Raw genomic sequence first — 25769 nt, 5'->3', positions numbered from 1 at the left:
CACCACCGGCGGCCCAAAGCCCGCCACGGGCCCACACCTGCCCCGGCCGCCTGCGGGCCGCCCGGGCCTCGGCGGCATCCGCGGCATCACGCCGGTCCCGAACCGGGGGCCACAGCCCCGACCCCGACAACCCCGGGCCGACGCCTCCACCACCAGCGGCCCGAAGGCCGCCACGGGCCCGCCCCCGCCCCTGCCGCCTGGCGGGCGCCCGCGGCTCGACGGACTCCGCGGCATCCACGCCGGTCCCGAGCCGGGGCCGGGGGGCCGGGGGCTTGACCCCGGTTTCGGGAAGGGGCGGGGTGGGGGAGAAAGCCCGTTGCCCCACTACCCCTGCGCGATGCTGTCCAGTTGCTCCACCGCCGGCCGCAGGGCCCACAGGTCGCCGCCGAGCGGGGCCTGGAGCTTGTCCACCGCCGCGCGGGCCTTGCGGTCCCCGGCGTCGGCCGCCGCGTGGACGATGTCGCTCGCCGCGTAGGCGCGGAGGTCGAGCTCCGGATACGGCCAGGGCGCGGCGCCGGTGGCCGCCGGGAGCAGGAGGTCGACCGCCTTGAAGAGGTTCGCGCCGCCGGGCCCGGTGTAGTGCCACAGGTCCACACCGACGTGCTTGCCGATCGCGGCCATCCGGGTGTACGCGACGAGGTTGAACGTCGAGTAGTGGAAGCTGCGGGTGCGCTCGAGCTCCTGGGGCTGCGTGCCGTCGGCCGCGATCTGGGTGTCGATGCGCTTGGTGCGGGCGTCGCGGAGCACCTGGCGGGCGAGGCCCCGGTCGCCCACGGCGGTGGCGATGGCGGCGACCTGCATGTCGTAGAAGGTGCCGTGGTTGTTCTCGGCGGCGCCCTCCTCCTTGCCGAAGTCGCTGTTCACCAGCCAGTCCAGGAACTGCTTGTTCCAGGTCCGGAAGCCTTCGTGATCGCTCTTGGACCAGCCGGGGGCGCCGGTGTCCAGGAGGGCGGCGGCGTCGAGGAGGCTGGTGAAGCCCTGGGAGAAGTCGATGATCCCGATCGAGCGGCCGTCGTACATGCAGGGGATGAACTGGGCGTGGTTCAGGCTCGGGTTCATCCGGGTCGCCGGAGTGACGAACCAGGTGCGCAGGATGTCGGCGGCGTGCTCGGCGTAGGCCCGCTTACCGGTGTAGTACCAGGCCAGGGAGAGCTCGTAGGCGGATTCGAAGACCTTGCCGACCTCGGGACGGTCCGTCATCTTGTCCACGTCGGGGTTCCGTTGGCCATCCTTCTGAACGTAAGGACAGCCGTACGGATTGTCGTCGGTCTTGGGCCGGCTGGGCCACCAGTAGGGGGCCTGGCTGAAGTAGTCGTGTTTGTCGCCGCTGGGCGGCACCTGGTCCTTGTCGGTGACCGTCCAGGGGCCCTGCTCCATCCACTGGTCGGCCTGGGCGGTCAGATCGCGTACGGTCCGCCGCAGGTTCCGGTCTCCTAGCTGCAGTTTCAGCTTGGTGAGGGACAGCCGGGGCCCGTCGAGCACCACCGTCCGGGGCACCGAGGCGGAATGCCGCGCGGGCTCGGCGCCCTGCGCGGAGGGGGCGACGGAGACCGCCAGGACGGCCAGGAGGGCGGAGGCGGTGACGATCGCCCGGGCGAACCGCCCGCGTCCCGCTGGAGGTGCACCCATTGAGCACTCCAATCAGATATCTGAACGCTATTCAGACTTGAGATCGGGCTCAGAGTAGGGCGGCTCCATGGGCACGACAAGAGATCGCACAGGAATGTCCTCGCCCCAGGAGCAGGAGTGTCCTCACCCCAGGAGGGACGGTGACCGACGGCTACGGGGCGCCGAACAACTCGTTCTGCGCCGCGTCCAGCGCCGTCAGCACGGCGCCCCGCAACACCCCGCCGCCGCCGACGACCCCCGCGCGCACCCGCGTGCGCAGCGGCGACAGCCGGGCGACATGGTCCTCCACGCGCCGGGCGAGCCCATCGCCCCCGGCCCGGCCGACCTCACCGCCGAGCACCGCGCACCCCGGGTCGAGCACCGCGCAGATCGCCGCGACGCCCAGCGCGATACGGGCCGCCAGCGCGTCCAGGAACGCCTCGCCGCGCTCCCCCGCGTCGAGGGCCGCGCGGATCGCCGCCTCCGCCGCGCCGGAGCCCTCCGCCCCCTCCCCGCGTTCGCCGCCCGCCGCGGCCTCCAGGCCGTACTCCTGGGCGAGTTCGCAGACCGCGCCGCCGCTCACCAGGGAGTGGAACCCGCCGTCGCAGCCGGTGGCGGAGGGCAGCCCCGAGGTGCCCGGCACCGGCAGAAAGCCGATCTCCCCGGTGCCGCCGGAGGCACCGCGCCGCAGCACCCGGTCGAGCACCACGGCCGCGCCGATGCCGTGGCCGAGCCACAGCAGGACGAAGGTGTCGCGATCGCGCACCGCGCCCATCCGCTGTTCGGCGACGGCCGCGAGATTGACCTCGTTCTCCAGCAGCACCGGTGCCGCGAGGTCGGCATGGAGCGCGGTGGCCAGCTCACGGTGCCAGGAGGGCAGCCCGCCGGTGGAGTTGAGCTCCCCGGTGGCGGGGTCGATGAGACCGGGCACCCCGATGCCGATGTGGTGCAACCGCGCCGCCCCGGCCCGCTCGGCGGCCCGCTCCACCAGGGCCACCGCGGCCGCCACGGTACGCGCCGGATCCCCGTCCGGGGCCACCGGAAGCGACTCCTCGACCTTGGTCCGGCCCAGCAGATCGGCCACGCATACGGCCACGCTGTCCGTACGGACGTCGACCCCGGCCACATGCGCGCTCTCGGCGACGATTCCGTACACCCGCGCGTTGGGCCCCCGGCGTTCCGCACCCGCCTCCCCCACGACCGCCACCAGCCCGGTCTGCCGCAGCCGCTCGACCAGGTCCGCGATGGTGGGACGGGACAGCCCGGTCAGCGACTTGAGCTGACCCGCGGTCAACGGCCCCTCGTCCTTGAGCAGATGCAGGGCGAGGCGGTCGTTGATGGCCCGCGCCGTACTCGGGGAGGCGCTGCGGCCCGCCACGGACACGCTCGTCGACGTCATGCCGGGATCCTTCCAGAAGGCCACGGGAAAAGCCCTATCTGTCAGGGACCCTTCCTGATAGTTTCCCGTGGACCACGGTACGGGCCGGCGCTACGGGGAGGGTGCGACAGGTATGGGCAGGCTCAAGGAAGCGGGGGCGTCCGAGATGCGCCCGGTACGGCGGGCGCGGATCGCCGTGGCCGCGGTGTTCGCCGTGCACGGCGCGGTGACCGGCAACTTCGCCACCCGTATCCCCTGGATCCAGGAGCGGCTGGACCTCAGCGCCGGTCAACTCGGCCTCGCGCTCGCCTTTCCCGCCATCGGGGCCTCGCTCGCGATGCCCCTGGCCGGGCGGATCAGCCATCGCTTCGGCGCCCGCGCGGCGCTGCGCGGACTGCTCGCCCTGTGGACCGCCTGGCTGGTGATGCCCCCGCTGGCGCCGGGGCTGGTCTGGCTGTGCGGTGCGCTCTTCGTCTTCGGCGCGACGGCCGGGACGTCCGACGTCGCCATGAACGCCCTCGGTGTGGAGGTCGAGAACCGCCTCGGCCGCTCCATCATGTCCGGGCTGCACGGCATGTGGAGCGCGGGAGCGCTCATCGGCTCGGCGGCGGGCACGATCGCCGCGCACGCCGAGGCCGACGCCCGGCTCCACCTCGGCATCGCCGCCGGGGTCCTCACGGTGCTCGGCGCGGTGGCCTGCCGCTGGGTCCTCGACCTGCGCAGCGCCCCCGAGGAGCACCCGCCGCCGCGGTTCGCCCTCCCGCCCCGCTCCGCACTGATCATCGGCGCTGTGGGTTTCTGCGCGGTCTTCGCCGAGGGGGCGAGCCTGGACTGGTCGGCGGTCTATCTGCGCGACGTCATGGACTCCTCCCCCGGTATCGCCGCCGCCTGCACCACCGCCTTCTCCTGCACGATGGCCGGTGCCCGGCTCATCGGGGACGCGGTGGTGGGCCGCTTCGGGCCGGTGCGGACCGTACGAACCGGCGGCCTCCTCGCCACCGCCGGCGGCATACTCGTGGTCACCGCCCCCGGTGCCGCGCTCGCCATCGCCGGATTCGGCCTCATCGGCCTGGGCATCGCGGTCGTGGTGCCCCTGGCCTTCGCCGCCGCCGGGCGCAGCGGCCCGGCCCCGAGCCAGGCCATCGCGGGCGTCGCCACGATCACGTACACCTCGGGTCTGATCGCTCCGGCGGCGATGGGCTCGATCGCGGACCTGACCTCGCTGACGATCTCGTTCTGCCTGGTCACGACGTTGACGCTGGGGCTGGTGGCGGGAGCGGGGGTGCTGCGGACCCCGACGGAGACCGACACCACGGACCCCGCCTCGCACCCCGATCCGTCTGCCTCCCGGGCCTCGCTGCCCTGACGGGGGCGGGGCGGGGCGCGGGGCGGGATGGGGCGGGATAACGCGCCGATCCCCGACGGCGCCACTGTTCGGTGTGCGCCGAAGTGATCCGGCCCTACGGTCGGTGATATGAGCGACAAGAGCGGCGCCCCGGCGCCCGACCGCCACACCGCCTTCCGCCGGCTCCACCACGGCGAGCGGCCCCTGCTGCTGCCCAACGCGTGGGACCACGCCTCCGCCGCCGTCCTCGTCCGGCGCGGCTTCCCCGCCATCGGCACCACCAGCCTCGGCGTGGCCGCGGCGGCCGGGCTGCCGGACGCGACGGGCGCCGCCCGCGACGAGACCCTCGCCCTCGCCCGCGGCATCGCCCGGCTCCCGGCGCTGGTGAGCGTGGACATCGAGGGCGGGTTCGGCGAGCGGCCCGAGGAGGTCGCGGCGCTCGCGGCCGAGCTGGACCGGGCCGGGGTGGTCGGCGTGAACATCGAGGACGGCCGCCCCGACGGCACCCTCGCGCCCCTGGCCCGGCAGTGCGCGGTGCTCGCGGCCGTCAAGGAGCGGGTGCCCCGGCTGTTCGTGAACGCGCGGACCGACACCCACTGGCTCGCCGCGATCGGTGGCGCCACCCCGCCCTCGCTGTCCACCACCGCCGAGCGCATCGAGGCGTATGTGCAAGCGGGCGCGGACGGGATCTTCGTGCCCGCGCTCACCGATGAGCAGGACATCGGCGCACTGGCCGACGACCTCGGCGAAACCCCGCTGAACATCCTCTTCACCCCCGGCCGCCACACCTATGGGCGGCTCGCGGAGCTCGGGGTGCGGCGGATCAGCTGCGGTTCGCTGCTCTTCCGGGCCGCCCTGGACCGCGCCGTCGAGCTGGCCTGGACGATCGCCCACCCCGACGCCCCCGCCCATGCCCATGCCCATCAGACCGCCGGCCTGCCCTCCTACACCGAGGCACAGTCACTGGCCGAGGACTTCGCAAAGGACGTCACCGAGGGCACCCCCGCATAGCCGCACGGCGCATATTTCGACCGAGTGGAGCAGTTACGGGCCCCGCGTGCGATCCGGCACCGCCACCGCTGCCGGACGTTGGGGCCCGCCACCTCCGCGGGTCTCAGTCCACAGCTCGGCCCGAGAGCCGTTCGACGCCGCGCAGCAGGGCGGAGTGGTCCAGCGCACCGTCGTCGTTGGCGCGGGCGGAGGCCATCAGCTGGGCGGTCAGGGAGCACAGGGGGAGGACGGCTCCGACGGCTCGGGCGGCGTCGGTGACGATGCCCATGTCCTTGTGGTGCAGGTCGATGCGGAAGCCGGGCCTGAAGTCCCGGTTCAGCATGGCGTCCCGCTTCCGGGCGAGGACGGTGGAGCCCGCCAGGCCGCCGCCGAGGACCTCCAGTGCGGAGGGAAGGTCGGCACCCGCTTTCTCCAGGAACACGACCGCCTCCGCCAGGGCCTGGATGTTGGCCGCGACGATGAGCTGGTTGGCGGCCTTGACGGTCTGGCCCGCTCCGTGCGGGCCCACGTGGACGACGGTCGTCCCAAGAGCACGCAGGAGCGGTTCGGCGTCGGCGAAGTCCTCGGCGTCGCCGCCGACCATGATGGACAGCACGGCATCGATGGCGCCGGCCTCGCCACCGGATACGGGGGCGTCCAGGACCCGGACGTCCTTGTCACGGCCCGCCTCGGCGATCGTGACGGCTGTCTGTGGGCTGACGCTGCTCATGTCGATGAGGAGGGTGCCGGTGCGGACGTGCGCCAGGAGGCCGTCCGGACCGAGCACGGCCTCGGCGACCTGCGGATCCGCGGGGAGCATCGTGATGACCACGTCCGCGTCGGCGACTGCCGCGGCGGCGCTGTCCGCCCCCTGGCCGCCCGCCGCGACGAGGCGGTCCACCGCCGGACGGCTCCGGTTGTATCCGCTGACAGTGTGCCCGGCCCGGACGAGGTTGGCTGCCATGGGAGAGCCCATGATGCCGAGGCCGATGAAGGCGATGGTGCGGGACTGGGCGGCTGACGTAGCCATGTGGTCTGCGCTTCCTTCTGCTCGTCGAGTGTGACGGGAGGGGGTGCTACGACAGCGTGCACGGTCCACCCCGGGGTGAGCGCGCCGATGGCACCGATGATGGAAAAATGATGCATCCAATGAGGTGGTAATGATGGATTCCACCCCTTCAGTAATGCCCCGCGGCCCGCCTACCGTTGCGGCCATGTGAACGGGCTGGCCGTTGGCTGATCAGTACTTCTTCGACCTTGCGAGAGGTCTTTCGCGACTCCTCGGAGAGTCACGGACCAGCCTTGACGGTTTCGGAAGGGAGAAGGCGATGGCGCCCGCGGAACTACTCATCGGAAGCCAGTGGCAAGCGTCGGCAGGGCCGGGACGGACCCGGGATGTGACGTCGCCCTTCGACGGCTCGACCGTCGGCACCGTGGGGGTGGCCGGCCCCGAGGACGTCGAGGTGGCCCTGGCGGCGGCGGAGCGGGGTGCCCGGGTATGGCGGCGTACCCCCGCTCACGAGCGGATGACGATCCTGCTGCGTGCGGCGGAGCTCGCCGACCAGCGAGCCGCCAAGATCGCGCAGACCATCAGCTCGGAGTCGGGCAAGACCATCACCGAGGCCACCGGCGAGGCGTCGCGATCCGGGGACCTGATCCGTCTCGCGGCCTTCGAGGGCACCCAGCTCTACGGTGAGACGCTGCCGTTGGACGCCAACCGCGGCACCGGCCAGGACAAGGTGGGCTTCACGCTGCGCCAGCCGTGCGGGGTCGTGGTGGCCATCACGCCGTTCAACTACCCCGCACTGCTCGTGCTCCACAAACTGGCGCCCGCGCTCGCGGCGGGCAACGCGGTCGTCCTCAAGCCGGCCACCGCGACACCACTGACCGCGCTGGAGCTCGCCGAGTGCTTCGTGGACGCCGGGCTACCCGAGGGCGTGCTCTCGGTGCTCGTCGGCTCCGGCGGGGTGCTGGGGGACGCCCTCGTGACCGACCCGCGGGTACGGAAGATCTCCTTCACCGGATCGACGGCGACCGGCGAGCACATCGCGCGGGTCGCCGGGGTGAAGAAGCTCTCCCTCGAACTGGGCGCCTCCTGCCCGGTCGTCGTACTGCCCGACGCCGATCTCGAACTGGCCGCCGGTGCCGTCGCGTTGGGCGGCTACGTCAACGCCGGGCAGGTGTGCATCTCCGTCCAGCGAGTGATCACGCACCCCGAGGTCACCGCGGACTTCCTCGACGCACTCGTCCCCAAGGTCCGGGCCATCCGGACCGGGGACCCGTCGTCCCCCGAGACGACCATGGGCTCCCTGATCACGACCGCCGAGGCGGAACGGGTGGAGCGGGCCATCGCACAGGCCGGGGCGGACGGCGCACGCGTCCTGACCGGTGGCGAGCGCGACGGGACCGTGGTGACCCCGGCCGTCGTGACCGATGTCGATCCCAACTCCCCTTTCAGTCAGCAGGAGTTGTTCGGCCCGGCGGTCGCCGTCAGCCCGGCCGCCGACTGGGAGTCCGCCATCGCCCAGGCCAACGGCACCGCCTACGGCCTCGGCGCCGGCATCTTCACCTCCGACGTGGCCGGCGCGGTCCGGGCCATCCGGGAGATCGACGCCGGTTCCGTCCACATCAACTGGACGCCTCTGTGGCGTGCCGACCTCATGCCCTACGGCGGTCTGAAGGGCAGCGGTTACGGCAAGGAAGGCCCCCGCGCCGCGGTCAGCGAGATGACCGAGGTCAAGACCGTCGTCCTGCACGGCCGCCCCTGGTGACCCGGCCGCGTCCCCGTACCCACCCCCGATCAGGAGCCGACTCATGACCGACCGGACGCAGCGGCGCGCGGTGCGCCTCACCGTCGCCCAGGCCGTCGTCACCTACCTGTCCCGGCAGTACTCCGTGGCCGACGGCCACCGCCGCCGCCTCATACCGGCCGCGCTGGGCATCTTCGGCCACGGCAATGTGGCCGGTCTCGGCCAGGCCCTCGACCAGCTCAGCGACCGACTCCCGTTCGTCCAGGGCCGTAACGAGCAGGCACTGGTCCACATCGCGACGGCCTATGGCAAGGCGACCAAGCGGCACGCCGCCCTCGCCGTGACCGCATCCATCGGCCCGGGCGCTCTCAACATGGTGACCGGGGCGGGCCTCGCCACCGTCAACCGGCTGCCTGTCCTGCTGCTGCCGGGCGACACCTACGCGACCCGTCACCAGGGGCCCGTACTCCAGCAGTTGCAACACCCGGTGGAGGCCGACGCCTCGGTGAACGATGCCTTCCGGCCCGTTTCCCGCTTCTTCGACCGCATCACCCGGCCGGAGCAGCTCCTGACCGCGCTGCCCGCGGCGATGCGGGCCCTCACCCATGTCGACACCGGCGCGGTCGTCGTCTCCCTCCCGCAGGACATCCAGTCCCACGCCTACGACTACCCGGCGGAGTTCTTCGCCGAGCGCGACTGGCCGATCCGCCGCCCGGCGCCGGATGCCGACGAGGTCGCGGCGGTGGCGCGGATGCTCGCCGAGGCAGAGAAGCCGCTGATCATCGCCGGTGGCGGGGTCGTGCACTCGGGTGCCACCGAGGAGTTGGAGGCACTCGCCGACGCGGCGGGCATTCCCGTCGCGGAGACCTTCGCGGGCAAGGGCGCCATCCAGCGCCGCGCCTGGTGGCAGCTCGGCGGCATCGGCCTCGAGGGCACTCCGGCGGTCAACGCCCTTGCCCGGGAAGCCGACTTCGTGCTCACCGTGGGCTCGCGTCTGACGGACTTCGCCACCGGCTCGCACTCCGTCTTCCAGAACCCGGACGTGCGCTTCGCGAGCATCAACGTCAATGTCAACGACGCGGGCCGCCTGGGCGCGACCGGCATCGTGGCCGATGCCAAGCGGGCGCTGGCCGCGCTGACGGACGCCGTACGGGCGAACGGCACCACCACCCCGGCCAACTGGCGGCAGCGGGTGCGCGCCCTGGACGAGGGGTGGCGGGAGCGACGTGCCGCCGCGCTCGACCCGGACACCCCCTTCGACTTCACGTCGCTGCCCGACGGCTCCGACGTCGTGTGCGACACCGACGCGGCCCTCAGCCAGGGCCAGTTGATCGGCCTGCTCCAGGAGCACGCGCGGTCCGGCGACACGATCATCGCCGCCGCCGGCGGTCCGCCCGGCGACCTGCTGAAGGTGTGGGACGCCACCGAAGGCCGGTTCGCCCACCTGGAGTTCGGCTTCTCCTGCATGGGCTACGAGCTGCCCGCCGCGATCGGTGTCCGCTTCGCCGAGCCGGACCCGTCGAAGCGGGTGCTGTCCCTGCTGGGCGACGGAACGTTCCTCATGGCGCCGACCGAGCTGGTCACGGCCGCCCAGGAGCGGCTCCCGGTCACGATCGTGATCCCGGAGAACCACGGCTACCAGGTCATCCACCGGCTCCAGATGCTGCGCAACGGACGGGAGTTCGGCAACGAGTTCCGCTACCGCGACGGCGGCCTGGAGATCGGCTCCGGCAAGCCCGCCCGCCTGGAAGGCGACTACCTCCAGGTCGACCTCGTCCGGACCGCGGCGGGCCTCGGGGCCCGCGCGATCCGCGCCACCACCGCCGACGAGGTACGTACCGCGTTGGCCGAGACCCGCGACCACGACGGCCCCGTCGTCCTGGTGGTCCCCGTGATCCCGCACGCCGACCTTCCCGGCGCCGGTGTGTGGTGGGACGTGGCCCCGGCCGAGGTCTCCGAGCAGGAAGCGGTCGCGCGGCTGCGCGGCGAGTACGAAGAGGGTCTGGCGTCCCAGAGGTGGTACGGATGAACCGCTCTTCCCTGGATCTGAACCGCTCCCCCTTGGATCACGGCCGACTGCGCACCCGGCTCGCGTCCGGTGCGGCCACCATGGGCACCTTCGTGGGCACCGCTTCCGCGGTCACGGCCGAGGTGTGCGCCGCCGCCGGGGCCGACTGGCTGCTGCTCGACCTCGAACACGGTGCGGGAGGAGAGGAGCAGGCCCGTGCGACCGTCCCCGTGGCGGCGGCCTACGGCGTCCCGACCGTCGTACGGGTGGAGTCCGCGGCTCGTATCCGCATCGGCCGCGTCCTCGACCTGGGCGCCGCCGGGATCATGCTGCCCCGCCTCGACACGGCGGCCGAAGTCCGGGAAGCGCTAAGGCACTTGAGGTACCCGCCCGCGGGGGATCGGGGCGTGGCCACCTACAACCGGGCGTGCCGCTTCGGACTCGATGCCGGGGCTCTGGACCGGGAGGGCGAGATCCTCGGTGTGGTCCAGATCGAGTCGGCGAGCGCCCTGGCGGAGGTCGAGGCGATCGCGGCGCTGGACGGCGTCGACGTCCTGTTCGTCGGCCCCCGTGACCTCAGCCACGACCTCGGCGTGCCCGGCGAGTTCACCGCACCGGTCTATCGAGAAGCTCTGGAGCGCGTCCGGGAGGCCGCTGCCGCGCACGGCAAGGCATGCGGACTCCTCGTCCCCGACGGGGCGGCCGCGGCCGCGAAACGGACCGAGGGCTGGACGTTCATCGCCATCGGCTCCGACTCGACCCTGCTCGCGACAGCCCTGTCCGCCGCGCTCGGCCGGGCCCGGCCCCGGCCACAGGACTCCCCGGACTCCCAGGAGACACGATCATGACCCCCACCACCCCGGGCGCCGCACGCGAGATCGGCGTCGGACTGATCAGCGTCGGCTGGATGGGCAAGCTCCACAGCCGCGCCTACCAGGCCCTGCCGTCCGTCTACCCCGAGCTGGGCATCAAGCCCCGCCTGGTGCACGCCGCCGACACGGCCGAGGACCGCGCGGCCTACGCCCGTGACGTCCTCGGCTACGCGAAGGCCACAACCGATTACCGCGCCGTCCTCGACGACCCGGATGTCGAGGTCGTCTCGATCTGCGCGCCCAACCTCCTCCACCACGAGATCGGCATCGCCGCCGCGAAGGCCGGCAAGCCTTTCTGGATCGAGAAGCCCGTCGGGCGCGGTGCCGAGGAGACCGCCGAGGTCGCCGCCGCGGCCCGCGCGGCGGGAGTCGTCACCTCCATCGGCTACAACTACCGGCACGCCCCCGCCGTGGAGCGGGCCCGCGAGCTGATCGCCGAGGGGCGCCTGGGCCGTATCACCAACGTGCGCGCCACCTTCTTCTCCGGCTACGCCTCCGAACCCAAGGGCGCCCTGTCCTGGCGCTTCAAGCGGGACCTGGCCGGGCACGGCGCGCTCGGCGACCTGATGAGCCATGTCGTGGACCTCGTCAGCTATGTCGTCGCCCCGATCGACGAGGTCTCCGCCCTCACCAGCGCCGTCTACACCGAGCGCCCGATTCTGCCCATGGGCTCGGGCACGCACTTCGCGGTGATCGAGGACGGTGAGATGGCGCCTGTGGAGAACGACGACTACAGCGCCGCCCTGGCCCGCTTCCGGGGCGGCGCCGTCGGCACCCTGGAGGCGTCCCGCGTCATCGTCGGCCCGCAGTGCGGCATCGGTTTCGAGATCTACGGCACCGACGGCTCGGTCACCTGGAACTTCGAGCGCATGAACGAGCTGCGCATCGCCCTCGGCCGCGGTGGCCCGCACCAGGGCTACACCACCGTGCTCGGCAACGGCCACCTGGGCGACTACGCGAGTTTCCAGCCCGGCCCCGGCAACAGCATGGGCTACGACGACCTCAAGGTGATCGAGGCCAAGAAGTTCCTGGCCGCCGTGGCCGGCATCGAGCACCACAACTCGACGATCGAGGACGCCCACGCTGTCGCCGAGGTGATCGCGACGGCGGCGGCCTCCGCGGCGAGCGGCTCCTGGCAGCCGGTGCCCGTGGTGCCGGGGGCGGCCTTCGGCCATCCGGCGCGGAGTTGATCGTATGTCCGAGCACGTCGTAGTGGCCCTGGGCCCCGTCGATGCCGACACGGTGGGCCCCGTCCTCGGGGAGCGGGTCACCTTTGTCACCGATCCCACGCCCGATGACCTCGCGGTCGCCGAGGGCGCCATCGTCCGCGCCGACCGACGGGTCGACCAGGACCTCCTTCGGCGGGCGCCACGGCTGCGGGTCATCGCCCGCACCGGCGTCGGCGTCGACCTGGTCGACGTGGCCGCGGCATCCGCCCGTGGCATCCCCGTGGTCATCACCCCGGGCAGCGGCAGCCGGGCCGTGGCCGAGGGCGTCTTCGCCATGGCCCTGCACCTGACCAAGCGGCTGAGACCGCTGACCGACCTGGTACGGGACGGCCGCTGGGCCGAGCGGAACGCCGTACCGGTCGGCGACCTGGACGGCGCCACCCTCGGGATCGTCGGCTACGGCCGCATCGGCCGCCGAGTGGGCGAACTCGCCGCCGCCTTCGGCATGCGGACGCTCGCCTACGACCCGTTCAGCCCTCCACCGCCGGAGTTCGCCTGCGCCGACCTCGGTGAGCTGGCCGAGTCGAGCGATGTGCTCACCCTGCACACGCCGCTTGTCGAGGGCACCCGGCACCTCGTGAACGAGCGGCTGCTGTCCCACGTCAAACCGGGGGCGATCCTGGTCAACTGCGGCCGCGGTGGCCTGCTCGACCCGGACGCCACCCTGGCCGCCCTGGAGTCGGGCCGGCTGTCGGGCGTCGGACTGGACGTGTTCGACCCCGAGCCGGCCCGTCACCATCCGCTGTTCGACCACCCCGACGTCGTCCTCACCCCCCACCTGATGGGCATGACGCGCCGGGCGATGACCCTGACCTTCCGCGATGCCGCCCGCGGTGTCGCGGACGTCCTCGCGGGCCGCCCGCCGGCCGCGCTCGCCGACCCCGACCGGAACCATCGAAAGGCCACGGCATGACGACCTCACCCCTGAACAGGATCGCCGGCGCGCCCATCTCCTGGGGCGTATGCGAAGTCCCCGGCTGGGGATACCAGTTGACGCCCGAGCGGGTGCTGAACGAGATGCGCGAAGTCGGCCTGTCCGCCACCGAGATCGGTCCCGAAGGCTTCCTGCCCGGCCGGCCGGACGCCATGGCCCGGGTTCTCGCCCACCATGACCTCCACGCGGTCGGCGGCTTCACCCCACTGCTGCTGCACGTGCCCGGACACGACCCGCTGCCCGAGGTCGAACAGCTTCTGGAGAGCTACGCCGCCTCGAACGCGGAAGTCCTCGTCCTGTCCGCCGTCACCGGCCAGGACGGCTACGACTCCCGCCCCGAACTCGACGCCGACGGCTGGAAGCTGCTGCTGTCCAACCTCGACCGGCTGACCTGGCTCGCCGCCGAGCGCGGCGTACGTGCCGTCCTGCACCCACACGTCGGCACGATGATCGAGAACGGCGACGAGGTCCGACGCGTCCTGGAGCACTCGGCGATCTCGCTCTGCCTCGACACCGGGCACCTGCTCATCGGCGGCACCGACCCGGCCGAGCTCACCCGCCAGGCGCCCGAGCGGATCGCCCACACCCATATGAAGGATGTGGACACCTCCCTCGCCGCCAAGGTCCAGTCCGGACACCTCAGTTACACCGAGGCCGTCCGCAAGGGCATGTACCTCCCGCTGGGAGCGGGGGACGTGGACGTCCAGGCCATCGTCGCCCACCTCAGCGCACGCGGCTACGACGGCTGGTACGTCCTGGAACAGGACACCATCCTGACCGAGGAGCCCAAGGAAAAGGCGCCGGTCGACGATGTGTGGGCCAGCGCCGAGCATCTGCGCATGGTGCTGCGTGGTCTCGCGCCCGCACGGGCCTGATGTGTATTTGATGTCTTCTGAGGGATTGACCGGCACGCGCGGGGCATCCAAGAATTCCGGGGCGACCTGCTGCCCGTTCTTGGAATTGCCATTCGTTGCGTGCCGGCTCCTTTTTCCGAACATGAGGAATCCAGGAAATATAGATGACCGCTGACGAATTTCTGGCCACGTGTTGGACCACCGCGGGCGACGCCGCTCCCGATCAGGATGACCAACGCAGTCCGCTGAGCCTGCGGGAACGTGCGGAAGCGGCGGGCGGCGCCGGGTTCACGGGCTTCGGGCTGTTGTACGCGGACCTGGTGGAGGCCGAGCGCGCATACGGGCTCGCCGGCCTCCGGTCCCTCTTCGAGGACAACGGGATCAGCCACATCGAGTTGGAGCTGCTGGCCGACTGGTGGGCCGACGGACCGCGGCGGGCCGCGTCGGACGCCGTCCGTAGCGGCCTCCTGAGCGCCATCGAGGCGCTCGGCGCACGCACCCTCAAGATCGGGCCCGACGTGGCGGACGAGCCCTGGGACCTCGACGTCTGGGCCGAGGAGTTCGCCACGCTGGCGGCGCAGGCCGACGGGGTGGGCGCCCGGCTCGGGATCGAGTTCCTGCCCTGGTCCAACCTCAAGACCGTGCACGACGGACTCCGGCTCGTCGAGACGGCCGGTCACCCGGCGGGCGGCCTCATCATCGACGTCTGGCACACCGAGCGCGCCCACACCCCACCCGCCGAACTGGCGGTCGTACCCGGGTCACGGATCGTGGGGGTGGAGCTCAACGACGCCGACAGCGAGGTCGTCGGCACTCTTTTCGAGGACACGGTCCGGCGCCGTCGCCTGTGCGGAGAGGGCTCTTTCGACCTCCCGGGGATCATCACCGCGCTCCGTACCGCCGGCTGGAACGGCCCCTGGGGTGTGGAGATCCTCTCCGACACGCACCGTGCGCTGCCGGTGCGGGAGGCCGCCGCAGCGGCGTACCGGACTGCCGCGACGCTGGTGAAGTAGCTGCCGCAGGGGCTCGTCCGTCATCACGTGCGCACCTCGTCGCGTCGTACGGGGCGGTGCTCACGGAGCGACAGGGCGGACGCCGTGTCGACGTCACCCGCCTCGCGGCGCGGTCACCCAGCGCACGATGTCGAAGCCGTACCCGCCGCGGTCGCGGAAGATGCCGCCGGAGACGGCCGCGTAGGCGGGTGGGTGCGCGTCGGTCGCGGCGGCGATCACGACGCCGTCGACTCCGGCGGCGACAGAGCCTCGGGAGAGTCGGCGGCGGTGGCCCCGAGGCGTTCGTACGGCGCTGTTGCGCGCCTGCGCCGGATCGGAAAGGTCCGCCCGCACGATGCCCGCGCCGACGCCCTGGCTGCCGCCGTTGACGAGGACGACTTTGTCCTCGAGCAGTCCCATGAGCGCTGTGTCCTTTCAAACCGCTCGGCCGAGCCTTTCGCGGTCCGTGGGTTTCTGCCAGTCTTGAGAACTCGACCCATCATTCAATGCTTGTCAGCGCATCAAAAATCCATCATCAGCTCTTGGGACCAGTCATGCGACACCGCTACCCGATCAGGGAAATCGCCCGCCAGGCCGGACTGAGCACGGCCACGGTCGACCGCGTCCTCAATGAGCGGGGCAACGTGACGGAGAGCACGATCAGGGAGGTGCATGAAGCCATCAAGGACCTGGACCGCCAGCAGAGCCAGGTCCGGCTCGGGGGCCGCACCTTCATGATCGACATCGTGATGCAGACACCGGAGCGGTTCTCCACCGCGGTACGGGACGCGCTCGAAGCCGAACTGCCCTCCCTGCATCCCGCTCTCGTGCGCTCGCGCTTCCACTTCCGGGAGGCATGCCCTCCCGAGGAGCTGATCGCAACCCTGGACAAGATCGCGAAGCGTGGTTCGCAGGGCGTGATACTGAAGGCCCCCGACGAGCCGGAGATCGCGGCCGCGGTCGGCCGCCTGGTCGCGGCCGGCATCCCGGTCGTCACTCTGGTGACCGACCTGCCCCACAGCGCCCGCCTGGCGTACGTCGGCATCGACAACCGCGCGGCGGGCACCACCGCCGCCTACCTCCTCGGACAGTGGCTGGGCAAGCGGCCCGGCAACGTGCTCACCACGGTCAGCCGCGGTTCCTTCAGGGGCGAGGAGGAACGCGAGATGGGCTTCCGCAGCGCCATGCGTCTCGCCGAGCCCAGACGCTCCCTGGTGGAGGTCACCGACAGCGACGGCCTCGACGCCACCCAGCACGACCTCGTTCTCGAGGCACTCAAGCGCGACCAGGACATCATCGCCGTCTACTCCGTGGGCGGCGGCAACCGCGCGACCCTCCACGCCTTCGAGGCGCTCGGGCGGGAGTGCGCGGTGTTCATCGCCCACGACCTCGACCACGACAACACCCGCCTGCTGCGCGAGCACCGCCTCTCCGCGGTCCTCCACCACGACCTGCGCCAGGACATGCGCCGCACCTGCCAGATCATCATGCGCGCCCACAAGGCACTCCCCGACGACGGCCCCGCGCTGCCCTCGGCGATCCAGGTGGTCACGCCGTTCAACCTGCCACCAGGCGCTCCGTCCGTGCCGGTCGTTCCCTGAAACCCGCTGTGAGCCTTCGCGCAAGGACGTCACCGAGGGCACCCCCACATAGCTGCACGGCGCATATTTTCGGCCAACTAACATTGCTGCGAATTCCCCGTAGCGATGAAGTGGAGCAGTCATGGGCCTCGGCGTGCGCTGGACCCTGCACGGTGATGGGCGTACCCCCGCCCCCGGCGCCGTCGTCAAGCCGGATGAGCGGCTGTCATGGCCGAGGACGGCGGGACTCGGCGCACAGCACGTCGTGGCCATGTTCGGGGCCAGCTTCGTCGCCCCGGTGCTGATGGGGCTCGACCCCAACCTCGCGATCATGATGTCCGGCGTCGCGACCATCCTCTTTCTGCTGGCGACCCGCGGCCGGATCCCCAGCTATCTGGGGTGCAGCCTGTCCTTCGTCGGCGTGGCCGCCGCGATCAGGGCGCAGGGCGGCGGCAGCGCGGCCGTCACCGGGGCGATCCTGGTGGTCGGCGGGGTGCTGCTGCTGAGCGGTCTGGCGGTGCGGAAATTCGGCGCCCGGATCATCCACGCGGCGATGCCGCCGGTGGTGACCGGCGCGGTGGTCATGCTGATCGGGTTCAATCTCGCGCCGGTGACCGCCGGTACGTACTGGCCCGCCGATCAGTGGACCGCGCTGCTGACGATGCTGCTCACCGGGGCGGCGGTGGTCTGTCTGCGGGGCTTCTGGTCACGTATCGCGATCTTCCTGGGGCTGGTCTTCGGCTATGCGGTGTCCTGGGTCTTCGACCGCGTCTTCGGCAGGATCCACTCGATCGACGGCAGTGGACGGGTCACCGACCACTGGCGGCTGGATCTGTCCGGCGTGGGCAAGGCGGACTGGATCGGTCTGCCGTCCCTGCACGCGCCCAGCTTCCACTGGTCGGCGGTGCTGGTGGCGCTGCCGGTCGTGATCGCGCTGATCGCCGAGAACGCCGGGCATGTGAAGGCGGTCGGCGAGATGATCGGCGATCCGCTCGACGACCAACTGGGCACGGCGATCGCCGCGGACGGCGCGGCGACCATGATCTCCACATCGGTCGGCGGCCCGGCCAATACGACGTACTCCGAGAACATCGGGGTCATGGCGGCCACCCGGGTGTACTCCACCGCCGCCTACTGGGCCGCCGCGGGCTTCGCGCTGCTCTTCGGGCTGTGCCCGAAGTTCGGCGCGGTGGTGGCGGCCGTGCCGGGCGGGGTGCTGGGCGGGATCACCGTCATCCTCTACGGCATGATCGGGCTGCTCGGTGCGCAGATCTGGGTGCACAACAAGGTGGACCTGCGCAATCCGCTCAATCTGGTGCCGGTCGCGGCGGGCGTCATCATCGGCGTCGGCGGCGTCAGCCTGAAGATCGGCCAGAACTTCGAGCTGGGCGGGATCGCCCTCGGCACCATCGTGGTGCTGTTCGGCTACCACGTCCTGCGCGCCCTGGCCCCGGCCCATCTGAAGCCGCAGGAGCCCCTGCTGGACGCGGGCACCAGCGGATACGACGACGACCGCCCGGCCTGACCGCCGGCGGACTCACCCCTGCGGGGCGAGGTCCTGCAGGCCCAGCACCCGGAGCAGTTCGAGCCGCTCGGCGGACTCGGTGCCGGGGCGGGCGGTGTGGACAATCAGCCGCTGGGCGTGTTCCGAGCTCAGCAGGACCTCGCAGTCCAGCTCCATCGCGCCCACCACCGGGTGGATGAACCGCTTGACCGTGGAGTGCCGTACGGCCACCTCATGGTCCTCCCACAGCGCCGCGAACTCCGCGCTCACCGACAGCAGTTCGGCCACCAGGGCCGCCGGGCCCGGGTCGTCGGGACGCGCCGCGAGCACGGCCCGGAGGGTGGCCACATGCAGCCGGGCGTGCTCCTCGATCTCCTCGCTCGGGAAGATCCCGGGGGCGCCGGAGGCGTCCTCGGGCCGGGTGAAGAAGCTCCGGACGATATTGCGGTCGCCGGGCGGCCGCGCCGTGATGTCGCCGACCAGCGCCGCCGCCATCGCGTTCTGCGCCAGCACCTCGCCCCAGTCGGTGATCACCTGGGCGGGGGTGTCGTACAGCCGGTCCAGCACCCTGAGCAGACCGGGCCGCACATGCCCCGAGGTGCTGCGGTCGCGCGGCGGCTCCTCCCCCACCAGGTGGAAGAGATAGTCGCGCTCGTCGTCGGTGAGCCGCAGCGCCCGGGCCAGCGCGGTCAGCATCTGGCGGGACGGGCGCGGGCCGCGGGCCTGCTCCAGCCGGGTGTAGTAGTCCGGCGACATGCCCGCGAGCTGGGCCACCTCCTCCCGGCGCAGTCCGGGCGTACGGCGCCGGGGGCCGGGCGTCAGGCCCACCTCGGCGGGGCCGAGGCGGGCGCGGCAGCGGCGCAGGAAGTCGGCGAGTTCCGATCGATGCACGCTCCCATGGTCGCCCCGCCCGCGTCGCGTATCCAGGGTCTGCCGATCCCTGGATGGGGAGGTCTCTCCCGGCCCCGCCGAGACCGTCGCAGGCTGAGGCCGAGCGAACGAGACGAAAGGCGGATGCTGATGCCCTTGATTCTGGTGACGGGTGCGACCGGCCAGGTGGGACGGCGGTTCACCAAGCGGCTGCTGGAGCGGCCCGCGGCCGGTACCGAGGTACGGGTGCTGGTGCGCGACGAGGAGCGCGGTGCGCCCTTCGCGGCCCAGGGCGCGCAGCTCACGGTGGGCGATCTGCGCGAGGAGAAGGATCTGCGGAGGGCCATGGAGGGGGTGCATGCGGTGGCCAACATCGCGGCGGCCTTCCGCGGGGTGCCGGACGAGGAGGCGTGGGCGGTCAACCGGGACGCGGCGGTCGCTCTCGGACGGGCCGCGGTCGAGGCCGGGACGAACCGGTTCCTCCAGGTCAGCACCAATCTGGTGTACGGCGCCTCGCGCGGCCGGCCGTTCACGGAGGACGACGAGAGCGTGCCCGGCGGTGTGCTGTGGGGCGCGTACCCCGCCTCGAAGGCGGAGGCGGAGCGGGAGTTGCTGGCGCTGCACCGCGAGCACGGCCTCGATCTGCGGATCGGCAGCCTGGCCTTCGTGTACGGGGACGGCGATCCGCATGTGGCGAACTTCCTGGCGCTCGCGAAGGACTGGGCCGGGAGCCAGCGGCTCGCCATGGTCCACCACGCGGATGCGACGCAGGCGCTGCTGCGGCTGCTGCGCGCACCGGGCGGCACGGCCGGCGGCTCGGTGTCGGGCCGCAAGTACAACATCGTCGACGACGCCCCGGCGACCGTCGTCGAACTGCACGGGATCGGCGGTGTGCCGCTGCCCGAGGGCATGACCGGGCGGACGGACGACGACCCCTGGTCCGGGATCACCTCCAACCTCCGGCTCCGCGATGAGCTGGGCTGGCGGCCGTTGTATCCGTCGATCTGGACGGCCCGCGACGCGGGGGTGCTGTGATAGCCGGTTGACGGGGCGTTAGACCGTCCAGGGGAAGCGGCGGCGTACGGCGGGACCGCGCCCGGTCCGGCCTGCCACCCTGGCGTCCATGACGATGCCCACGCACACGCGGCTCGCGCCGCGCACCGTGCAGAGCGTCGTGGCGCGCATGAGCGCGCTCGGCGCGGCGCTGCCGCCGGGAGATGGGGTGGCGGTCTTCAACGGGGTGTATCTGTCGGTCACCGAGGAGGTCGGCCGCCGGCTCACGGACGGGTATTTCCACGACCCGTCCGCCACCGAGGAGCTGGACGTGCGGTTCGCCGGGCGCTATCTGGCGGCGGTCGACGCGGTGGCCACGGGCGGGCGGCCGCCCGCCTGCTGGCGGCCCCTGTTCCAGCTCCGGCGCCATCCGGCGGTCCGCCCGGTGCAGTTCGCGCTCGCCGGAATCAACGCCCATATCGGCCATGACCTGGCGCTCGCGCTGCTGGAGACCTGCCGGGCCCGGGACCTCGAACCGGACGCCCTGGAGGGCGATTTCGACCGGATCGGGGCGCTGCTCACGGGGCTGGAGGAGCGGATCCGGGAGGAGCTGATGCCCGGCCCCGACCTGCTGGACGTGGCCGATCCGCTCACCCATCTCGTGGGCTCCTGGAGCCTGGAGAAGGCGCGGGACGCCGCATGGGCGGCGTTCCGCGCGCTGTGGGGGCTGCGCGGGGTGCCGGAGCTGGCGGAGGAGTTCGCGGAGCGCGTCGATACGACCGTGGGCCTGGTGGGGCGCTTTCTGCTCACCCCTCTGCCAGCGTCGTAAGCGACCCGCCGACGGCCTGACGACCTGCCGTCGGCGTAACAGCCTCTGGGACCGGCTCAGTCCTCCGGGAGCTCGACGGGCGCGATCTCGTCGTACAGATCGCCCGGCCCGGGGTTCTTCGGGTCGGTGGAGCCGCCGAAGCGGTGCATCACGCCCCATACGGCGTTGAGCGCGGTCTGGATGGCGCCCTCGGCCCAGCCCGCCGTCCAGGAGATGTCGTCGCCCGCGAGGAAGATGCCCCGCTTGTCGGCGGGCAGCCGGTCCTGCATGAAGTGGGTGAACAACCGGCGCTGGTAGCGGTAGTGACCGGGCAGATTGGCCTTGAACGCGCCCATGAAGTACGGCTCGTTCTCCCAGGACACGGTGACCGGGCTGCCGATGATGTGCTTGCGGATGTCGACCTTCGGATAGATCTCCGAGAGCGACTTGAGCATGACCTCCATCCGCTCGTTCGCCGACAGCGGCAGCCACTTGAGGCTGTCGTCGCACCAGGTGTAGGAGAGGCAGATGACGGCGGGCCGGTCCGGGCCGTCGTCCAGCAGATAGGTGCCGCGGGTCATCCGGTCGGTGAGCGTCATGCTCATCGTGTCCCGGCCGGTGATCTCGTCCTTGTCCAGCCAGAACGGCCGGTCCACCGGCACGAAGAGCTTGCTGGACTCCATGTAGTGGGTGCGCTCGATCGCCGTCCAGTGGTCGATCGGGAAGAGCGAGTCATCGCAGTCGATCTTGGAGAGCAGCATCCAGGACTGGGCGGTGAAGACCACCGCCTGGTACGAGCGGATGTCACCGCTCGCATCCGTCACCACGACGCGGTCGCCCGCGGCCCGGTGCAGCCGGGTCACGGCCGGGCGCGGCTCACCGCCGTGCAGCGAGGACAGCGAGGTGCCCTGCGGCCAGTGGACGATCTTCTCGGGCTCGCGCTCCCACAGCCGCAGCGGAAGCTGCTGGCTGCCGCCGACGATGCCGCGGTGGTGGTCGTCGGCCTCGGTGTAGACGACCCGCAGGATCTCCAGGATGGAGTTGGGGAAGTCGGTGTCCCAGCCGCCGGTGCCGAAGCCGACCTGGCCGAAGATCTCCCGGTGGCGGAAGGAGGTGAAGGCCGCGGAGTCGCAGAGGAAGCCGTAGAAGGTCTGGTTGTCCAGCTTCTCGACCAGCCGCGACCAGATCTCCCGGATCCGGGGGATGTTCCGCTCGCGGATGGCGCGGTTCATGTCGGAGAAGTCCGCGCCCTCCTCCAGGCAGGCGTTCCAGGCGTCGGCCACCTCGCGGTAGACCGGCGGCAGATCGTCGATGGTGCGGGCGTAGTGGGACTCGCCCTTGAGGTCGACGACGGTGGAGGGGGTGTCGGGGGCCAGCGGGTTGGGGAACGGCTGGGTCTTCAGGCCCACCAGGTCGATGTAGTGCTGGAGGGCGGTGGAGGACGGCGGGAAGCGCATCGCGCCCATCTCGGCGGTCAGCGCGTCGTCACAGCCGTCGAAGCCGACGGTGCGCAGCCGTCCGCCGATCCGGTCGGCCTCGTAGACCACGGGCTTCAGGCCCATCTTCATCAGCTCGTACGCGGTGACGAGGCCGGAGAGACCGCCGCCGACGACCGCGACCTCGCCACCGTGCTCGGTCGCGGGTATCTGGCCCAGGCCCGCCGGGTGGGCGAGGAAGTCGTCGTAGGCGTAGGGGAAGTCCGGGCCGAACATGGTCGTGGGCGGAAGGGCCTGATGGGCCTGCGTTTCCTGCTCGTCATGGACGGCGGTGGGCACCGTGGACGTCATGGGGTACGGATTCCTTGCTGGTTGGTGCTCAGAGCGTGTTTCGGGTACGGCAGGGGCCGGACTGATCAGGTGAGGACGGATCAGCCGAGGGAGGAGTACAGACCGGGGCGGCGGTCCCGCAGATACGGGTTGATCCGGCGCGAGGTGGTCAGCAGCTTGGGGGCGACATCGCCGAGGAGGAGTTCCTCGCCGCGGCCGGCGCGCAGACAGGTGGCGCCGTCGGGCCCCGCCAGACAGCTCAGGCCGACGAAGTCGAACTCGCCCTCGACGCCGCTGCGGTTGACGTACGCGATGTACATCTGGCTCTCGAAGGCCCGCACCGGAATGACGGATTCGGCGACGAACTCGAAGGGGTGCATCTGCGCGGTGGGCACCAGCAGCAGATCGGTCCCGGCCAGGGCATGGGCCCGTACGTTCTCGGGGAACTCCACGTCGTAGCAGATCAGGATGCCGACGGTCAGCTCGCCGATGGTGGCCTGGACGACGGGCGTCTCACCGGGGGTGAACGACGCCCGCTCGAAGCAGCCGTAGAGATGGGACTTGCGGTAGTTGGCCAGCTCGGCGCCGTCCGCCCCGACGAGCCGTGCGGAGTTGTACACGGCGCCCGCGTGGCTCTCGGGGTAGCCGTAGAGGATGGCGAGACCGTGCGTCGCGGCGATCTCGGCCACGGCCCGGCCGCTCGGCCCGTCGGCGGGCTCGGCCAGCTCCCGTACGCCGCCGCCGCCAATCGCGTATCCCGTGAGGAACATCTCCGCGGTGACCAGCAGCCCGGCCCCGTCGGCGGCCGCGTCGGCGGCGGCCTCGTCGAGGACCTTGAGGTTTCCGGCGGGATCGCCGGGGTGACCGGAGTTCTGGAGCAGAGCGGTGCGCAGCGGCGGCATGGCAGACCTTGAGGGGAGGGGTACGGGTATAAAAACAGTACGTTGCCTCCGGATCGCCCAACAAGACGGCTTCGTTGCGTCCGGCGTCGATTCATGGCGCATGGGGATCGGTGCGCGTCGATTCATTGCGCACGCCCTAAAAGGAGCGGGGGCTGTGCCGATGTGCGGCTCCGCCGCGTGGGGGTGCCCCGAAGGGGCGCGGGGCTGTGCCGATGTGCGGCTCCGCCGCGTGGGTGCGACCAGCCACGACGGCGCCGCACACGACCAACGGCAGGTCAGGGCACGACAGTCAACCAGGCCCACCCAACGGAGCGCCTACGTAGGGGCACCCGAGCTGAACCTTCGCAGCAGGGGCGAGAGCACCAGCACGGACTTGGTGCGCTCCACGAACGGCTCCCCCGCGATCCGCTCCAGCACCCGCTCGAAGTGGCGCATATCGGAGGCGAAGACCTGGACGACGGCGTCCGCGTCACCGGTGACGGTCGACGCGGACACCACCTCGGGATAGCGCGACAGGCCCCGGCGGATGGCGTCCGGCGAGGTGTTGTGGCGGCAGTAGAGCTCGATGAAGCCCTCGGTCTCCCATCCCAGTGCCACCGGGTCGACCCGCACCGTGAAGCCGGTGATGGCTCCCTCCGCGCGCAGCCGGTCCACCCGCCGTTTGACGGCGGGCGCGGACAGTCCGACCAGTTCGCCGATGTCGGCGTAGGAGCGGCGGGCGTCCTCGGCGAGGGCGTGGACGATGCGTTCGTCGAGATCATTCAGTCGCACTGGGGGGCAATCACTTCTCTGCTGTGGCCAGTCGGGATCGGCGCAAGCCGTATGCGAAGTACAGCACAAGGCCGACGGCCATCCAGCAGCCGAAGACCACCCAGGTCACGAACTGGAGGCTGCCCATCATCCACAGACACAGCGCGAAGCCGATCACCGGGAAGAGCGGGGACAGCGGCACCCGGAAGGTGCGGGGCATATCGGGCCGGGTCCGGCGCAGCACGATCACGGCGATGTTGACCAGCGCGAAGGCGAAGAGCGTGCCGATGCTGGTGGCGTCGGCGAGCTGGCCGAGCGGGATCGCGGCGGCCAGGACCCCGCAGAAGAGCGAGACGATCACGGTGTTGGCGCGGGGCACCCCGGTCCTGGCGTGGACGGTGGAGAAGACCTTGGGCACCAGCCCGTCCCGGGACATCGCGAAGAGGATGCGGGTCTGGCCGTAGAGCACGGTCAGCACCACGGAGGCGATCGCGACGACCGCTCCGGCGGCCAGCAGCACGGCCCAGGCGTCCTGTCCGGTGACATCCTTCATGATCGAGGCGAGCGCGGCCTCGGAGCCCGAGAACTTCTTCCACGGCAGGGCGCCCACCGCGACGGCGGCGACCAGGCAGTACAGCGCGGTGACGATGATCAGCGACAGCATGATCGCGCGGGGCAGGTCGCGCTGGGGGTTCTTGGCCTCCTCACCGGCCGTGGAGGCGGCGTCGAAGCCGATGTAGGAGAAGAAGAGGGTGGCGCCGGCGGCGCTGACGCCCGCCATGCCCAGCGGCATGAACGGGGTGTAGTTGCCGGCCCGGATGCCGGTGAAGGCGACGGCGCAGAAGAGGATCAGCGCCGCGATCTTCACCCCCACCATGACCGTGTTGGCGCGGGCGCTCTCCTTGGCGCCGCCCAGCAGGAACGCCATGGCCAGCAGCACCACGAGCAGGGCGGGCAGATTGAAGATCCCGCCGTCCCCGGGCGGGGCGGCCAGGGCGTCGGGGATGGTCACGCCGAGGGTGCCGTCGAGCAGTTCGTTGAGGTACTCGCCCCAGCCGACGGCGACGGCCGCCACCGAGACGCCGTACTCCAGGATCAGACACCAGCCGCAGACCCAGGCGATCAGCTCGCCCATCGTGGCGTAGGCGTAGGAGTAGGAGGAGCCGGAGACGGGGATGGTGCCCGCCAGCTCGGCGTAGGACAGCGCGGAGAACAGCGCGGTGAGCCCGGCGATGACGAACGACACGATGACCGCGGGACCGGCGTCCGGCACGGCCTCGCCGAGCACCACGAAGATGCCGGTGCCCAGGGTGGCCCCAATGCTGATCATGGTGAGCTGCCACATGCCCATGGAGCGCCGCAGGCTGCCGCCCTCACCCTGGCCGCCCTCGGCGACCAGCCGCTCCACCGGCTTGCGCCGCATCAGCCGGGCGCCCAGCCCGCCGACCGGAGGGTCTGATTCCGGTTGCTGGGTGGCGGGCGGTGCTGCGCCGTTCTCCAACACAGGGGTGGCTCCTTAATCGCTGCCATCGGGTGGTGGCGACCGACTGCGGACATACGGGTGCCCGAAAGCAAACCCGCAGGTGGGAATCGCCGAGCAGTCGGTCCCCGCCACTCCACGTCAGCGCAAGACCCT

The 25769-nt window shown here is 71.6% G+C and carries 22 protein-coding genes; 13 read left to right on the top strand and 9 right to left on the bottom strand.

Going from position 1 to position 25769, the window contains the following annotated elements:
* Positions 1-324: 324 nt before the first annotated feature.
* Positions 325-1629, bottom strand: coding sequence for an alginate lyase family protein (locus CGL27_RS39290; RefSeq protein WP_119992344.1), 1305 nt, complete (start codon positions 1627-1629; stop codon positions 325-327).
* 151 nt (positions 1630-1780) lie between these two features.
* Complete coding sequence (locus CGL27_RS39285) at positions 1781-3007, bottom strand: ROK family transcriptional regulator (protein ID WP_119994770.1); 1227 nt, start codon at positions 3005-3007, stop codon at positions 1781-1783.
* Between the two features lie 112 nt (positions 3008-3119).
* Between CGL27_RS39285 and CGL27_RS39280 the strand changes: the two genes are divergently transcribed.
* A complete protein-coding gene (locus tag CGL27_RS39280; protein WP_078639819.1) occupies positions 3120-4352 on the top strand; it encodes an MFS transporter in 1233 nt (410 codons plus the stop codon).
* A gap of 108 nt (positions 4353-4460) precedes the next feature.
* A complete protein-coding gene (locus tag CGL27_RS39275; RefSeq protein WP_119992343.1) occupies positions 4461-5342 on the top strand; it encodes an isocitrate lyase/phosphoenolpyruvate mutase family protein in 882 nt (293 codons plus the stop codon).
* 103 nt (positions 5343-5445) lie between these two features.
* Here CGL27_RS39275 and CGL27_RS39270 read toward each other — a convergent pair whose 3' ends face one another.
* Positions 5446-6537, bottom strand: a complete 1092-nt coding sequence (locus CGL27_RS39270) for a 2-hydroxy-3-oxopropionate reductase (protein ID WP_119992342.1) — start codon at positions 6535-6537, stop codon at positions 5446-5448.
* A gap of 112 nt (positions 6538-6649) precedes the next feature.
* Here CGL27_RS39270 and CGL27_RS39265 point away from each other — a divergent pair, with 112 nt between their 5' ends.
* The 7 genes from CGL27_RS39265 to CGL27_RS39235 all read left to right on the top strand — a co-directional run bounded on the left by CGL27_RS39265 (position 6650) and on the right by CGL27_RS39235 (position 14981).
* Positions 6650-8092 (top strand): aldehyde dehydrogenase family protein, encoded by a 1443-nt coding sequence (locus tag CGL27_RS39265; protein WP_119992341.1) that lies wholly within the window; start codon positions 6650-6652, stop codon positions 8090-8092.
* A 43-nt stretch (positions 8093-8135) separates the two neighbouring features.
* The gene (iolD, locus tag CGL27_RS39260) at positions 8136-10100 is read left to right on the top strand and encodes a 3D-(3,5/4)-trihydroxycyclohexane-1,2-dione acylhydrolase (decyclizing) (protein WP_119992340.1); all 1965 of its coding nucleotides are present in this window, start codon (positions 8136-8138) and stop codon (positions 10098-10100) included.
* Entirely contained in the window at positions 10097-10927 is an 831-nt protein-coding gene (locus CGL27_RS39255; RefSeq protein WP_240450794.1) for an aldolase/citrate lyase family protein, read from the top strand. The genes iolD and CGL27_RS39255 overlap by 4 nt, the downstream gene beginning before the upstream one ends.
* Complete coding sequence (locus CGL27_RS39250) at positions 10924-12141, top strand: Gfo/Idh/MocA family oxidoreductase (protein WP_119992339.1); 1218 nt, start codon at positions 10924-10926, stop codon at positions 12139-12141. Before CGL27_RS39255 ends, CGL27_RS39250 begins: the two co-directional genes overlap by 4 nt.
* Before the next feature lie 4 nt (positions 12142-12145).
* The gene (locus tag CGL27_RS39245) at positions 12146-13093 is read left to right on the top strand and encodes an NAD(P)-dependent oxidoreductase (RefSeq protein ID WP_119992338.1); all 948 of its coding nucleotides are present in this window, start codon (positions 12146-12148) and stop codon (positions 13091-13093) included.
* Complete coding sequence (locus CGL27_RS39240; RefSeq protein WP_119992337.1) at positions 13090-13989, top strand: sugar phosphate isomerase/epimerase; 900 nt, start codon at positions 13090-13092, stop codon at positions 13987-13989. The genes CGL27_RS39245 and CGL27_RS39240 overlap by 4 nt, the downstream gene beginning before the upstream one ends.
* A 143-nt stretch (positions 13990-14132) precedes the next feature.
* Complete coding sequence (locus CGL27_RS39235; protein WP_119992336.1) at positions 14133-14981, top strand: sugar phosphate isomerase/epimerase family protein; 849 nt, start codon at positions 14133-14135, stop codon at positions 14979-14981.
* Positions 14982-15074: 93 nt separating this feature from the next.
* On the opposite strand, the gene CGL27_RS52520 is transcribed toward CGL27_RS39235, so the two are convergent.
* Positions 15075-15380, bottom strand: a complete 306-nt coding sequence (locus tag CGL27_RS52520; RefSeq protein ID WP_240450793.1) for a hypothetical protein — start codon at positions 15378-15380, stop codon at positions 15075-15077.
* Positions 15381-15514: 134 nt separating this feature from the next.
* Between CGL27_RS52520 and CGL27_RS39225 the strand changes: the two genes are divergently transcribed.
* Both CGL27_RS39225 and CGL27_RS39220 read left to right on the top strand, forming a co-directional pair.
* On the top strand, positions 15515-16561 hold the full coding sequence (locus tag CGL27_RS39225) for a LacI family DNA-binding transcriptional regulator (RefSeq protein WP_119992335.1): 1047 nt from the start codon (positions 15515-15517) through the stop codon (positions 16559-16561).
* Between the two features lie 121 nt (positions 16562-16682).
* A complete protein-coding gene (locus tag CGL27_RS39220) occupies positions 16683-18065 on the top strand; it encodes a solute carrier family 23 protein (RefSeq protein ID WP_119992334.1) in 1383 nt (460 codons plus the stop codon).
* A 12-nt stretch (positions 18066-18077) separates the two neighbouring features.
* Here CGL27_RS39220 and CGL27_RS39215 read toward each other — a convergent pair whose 3' ends face one another.
* Positions 18078-18935 carry a helix-turn-helix transcriptional regulator gene (locus CGL27_RS39215; RefSeq protein WP_119992333.1) on the bottom strand — a complete coding sequence of 286 codons (858 nt, stop codon included), beginning with the start codon at positions 18933-18935 and terminating at the stop codon, positions 18078-18080.
* A 129-nt stretch (positions 18936-19064) separates the two neighbouring features.
* Between CGL27_RS39215 and CGL27_RS39210 the strand changes: the two genes are divergently transcribed.
* Together CGL27_RS39210 and CGL27_RS39205 are read left to right on the top strand one after the other, a co-directional pair.
* Entirely contained in the window at positions 19065-19949 is an 885-nt protein-coding gene (locus CGL27_RS39210) for an NAD(P)-dependent oxidoreductase (protein ID WP_119994768.1), read from the top strand.
* A gap of 88 nt (positions 19950-20037) precedes the next feature.
* A complete protein-coding gene (locus CGL27_RS39205) occupies positions 20038-20736 on the top strand; it encodes a DUF5995 family protein (protein WP_119992332.1) in 699 nt (232 codons plus the stop codon).
* Positions 20737-20792: 56 nt separating this feature from the next.
* On the opposite strand, the gene CGL27_RS39200 is transcribed toward CGL27_RS39205, so the two are convergent.
* The 4 genes from CGL27_RS39200 to CGL27_RS39185 all read right to left on the bottom strand — a co-directional run bounded on the left by CGL27_RS39200 (position 20793) and on the right by CGL27_RS39185 (position 25637).
* Complete coding sequence (locus tag CGL27_RS39200) at positions 20793-22502, bottom strand: NAD(P)/FAD-dependent oxidoreductase (protein WP_119992331.1); 1710 nt, start codon at positions 22500-22502, stop codon at positions 20793-20795.
* An 80-nt stretch (positions 22503-22582) separates the two neighbouring features.
* Positions 22583-23383, bottom strand: coding sequence for a carbon-nitrogen hydrolase family protein (locus tag CGL27_RS39195; protein ID WP_119992330.1), 801 nt, complete (start codon positions 23381-23383; stop codon positions 22583-22585).
* Positions 23384-23698: 315 nt separating this feature from the next.
* Complete coding sequence (locus tag CGL27_RS39190) at positions 23699-24154, bottom strand: Lrp/AsnC family transcriptional regulator (RefSeq protein WP_078639830.1); 456 nt, start codon at positions 24152-24154, stop codon at positions 23699-23701.
* Positions 24155-24164: 10 nt separating this feature from the next.
* Positions 24165-25637: an amino acid permease gene (locus CGL27_RS39185; RefSeq protein WP_119992329.1), complete on the bottom strand. Its 1473-nt coding sequence runs from the start codon at positions 25635-25637 to the stop codon at positions 24165-24167.
* Between the last annotated feature and the right edge of the window lie 132 nt (positions 25638-25769).

The organism is Streptomyces sp. 11-1-2, assembly GCF_003595545.1.
Classification (GTDB): Bacteria; Actinomycetota; Actinomycetes; order Streptomycetales; family Streptomycetaceae; genus Streptomyces; species Streptomyces hygroscopicus_B.
This window is presented reverse-complemented; position numbering and strand designations above follow the sequence as displayed.

Bases quoted from the DNA above. Each gene is read 5' to 3' on its own strand.
- CGL27_RS39275 (WP_119992343.1), top strand. From the start codon at position 4,461: ATGAGCGACAAGAGCGGCGCCCCGGCGCCCGACCGCCACACCGCCTTC.
- CGL27_RS39255 (WP_240450794.1), top strand. From the start codon at position 10,097: ATGAACCGCTCTTCCCTGGATCTGAACCGCTCCCCCTTGGATCACGGC.
- CGL27_RS39285 (WP_119994770.1), bottom strand. From the start codon at position 3,007: ATGACGTCGACGAGCGTGTCCGTGGCGGGCCGCAGCGCCTCCCCGAGT.
- CGL27_RS39240 (WP_119992337.1), top strand. From the start codon at position 13,090: ATGACGACCTCACCCCTGAACAGGATCGCCGGCGCGCCCATCTCCTGG.
- CGL27_RS39245 (WP_119992338.1), top strand. From the start codon at position 12,146: ATGTCCGAGCACGTCGTAGTGGCCCTGGGCCCCGTCGATGCCGACACG.
- CGL27_RS39200 (WP_119992331.1), bottom strand. From the start codon at position 22,502: ATGACGTCCACGGTGCCCACCGCCGTCCATGACGAGCAGGAAACGCAG.
- iolD (WP_119992340.1), top strand. From the start codon at position 8,136: ATGACCGACCGGACGCAGCGGCGCGCGGTGCGCCTCACCGTCGCCCAG.
- CGL27_RS39270 (WP_119992342.1), bottom strand. From the start codon at position 6,537: ATGGCCGCAACGGTAGGCGGGCCGCGGGGCATTACTGAAGGGGTGGAA.
- CGL27_RS39280 (WP_078639819.1), top strand. From the start codon at position 3,120: ATGGGCAGGCTCAAGGAAGCGGGGGCGTCCGAGATGCGCCCGGTACGG.
- CGL27_RS39210 (WP_119994768.1), top strand. From the start codon at position 19,065: ATGCCCTTGATTCTGGTGACGGGTGCGACCGGCCAGGTGGGACGGCGG.
- CGL27_RS39195 (WP_119992330.1), bottom strand. From the start codon at position 23,383: ATGCCGCCGCTGCGCACCGCTCTGCTCCAGAACTCCGGTCACCCCGGC.
- CGL27_RS39205 (WP_119992332.1), top strand. From the start codon at position 20,038: ATGACGATGCCCACGCACACGCGGCTCGCGCCGCGCACCGTGCAGAGC.
- CGL27_RS52520 (WP_240450793.1), bottom strand. From the start codon at position 15,380: ATGGGACTGCTCGAGGACAAAGTCGTCCTCGTCAACGGCGGCAGCCAG.
- CGL27_RS39290 (WP_119992344.1), bottom strand. From the start codon at position 1,629: ATGGGTGCACCTCCAGCGGGACGCGGGCGGTTCGCCCGGGCGATCGTC.
- CGL27_RS39225 (WP_119992335.1), top strand. From the start codon at position 15,515: ATGCGACACCGCTACCCGATCAGGGAAATCGCCCGCCAGGCCGGACTG.
- CGL27_RS39265 (WP_119992341.1), top strand. From the start codon at position 6,650: ATGGCGCCCGCGGAACTACTCATCGGAAGCCAGTGGCAAGCGTCGGCA.
- CGL27_RS39220 (WP_119992334.1), top strand. From the start codon at position 16,683: ATGGGCCTCGGCGTGCGCTGGACCCTGCACGGTGATGGGCGTACCCCC.
- CGL27_RS39235 (WP_119992336.1), top strand. From the start codon at position 14,133: ATGACCGCTGACGAATTTCTGGCCACGTGTTGGACCACCGCGGGCGAC.
- CGL27_RS39250 (WP_119992339.1), top strand. From the start codon at position 10,924: ATGACCCCCACCACCCCGGGCGCCGCACGCGAGATCGGCGTCGGACTG.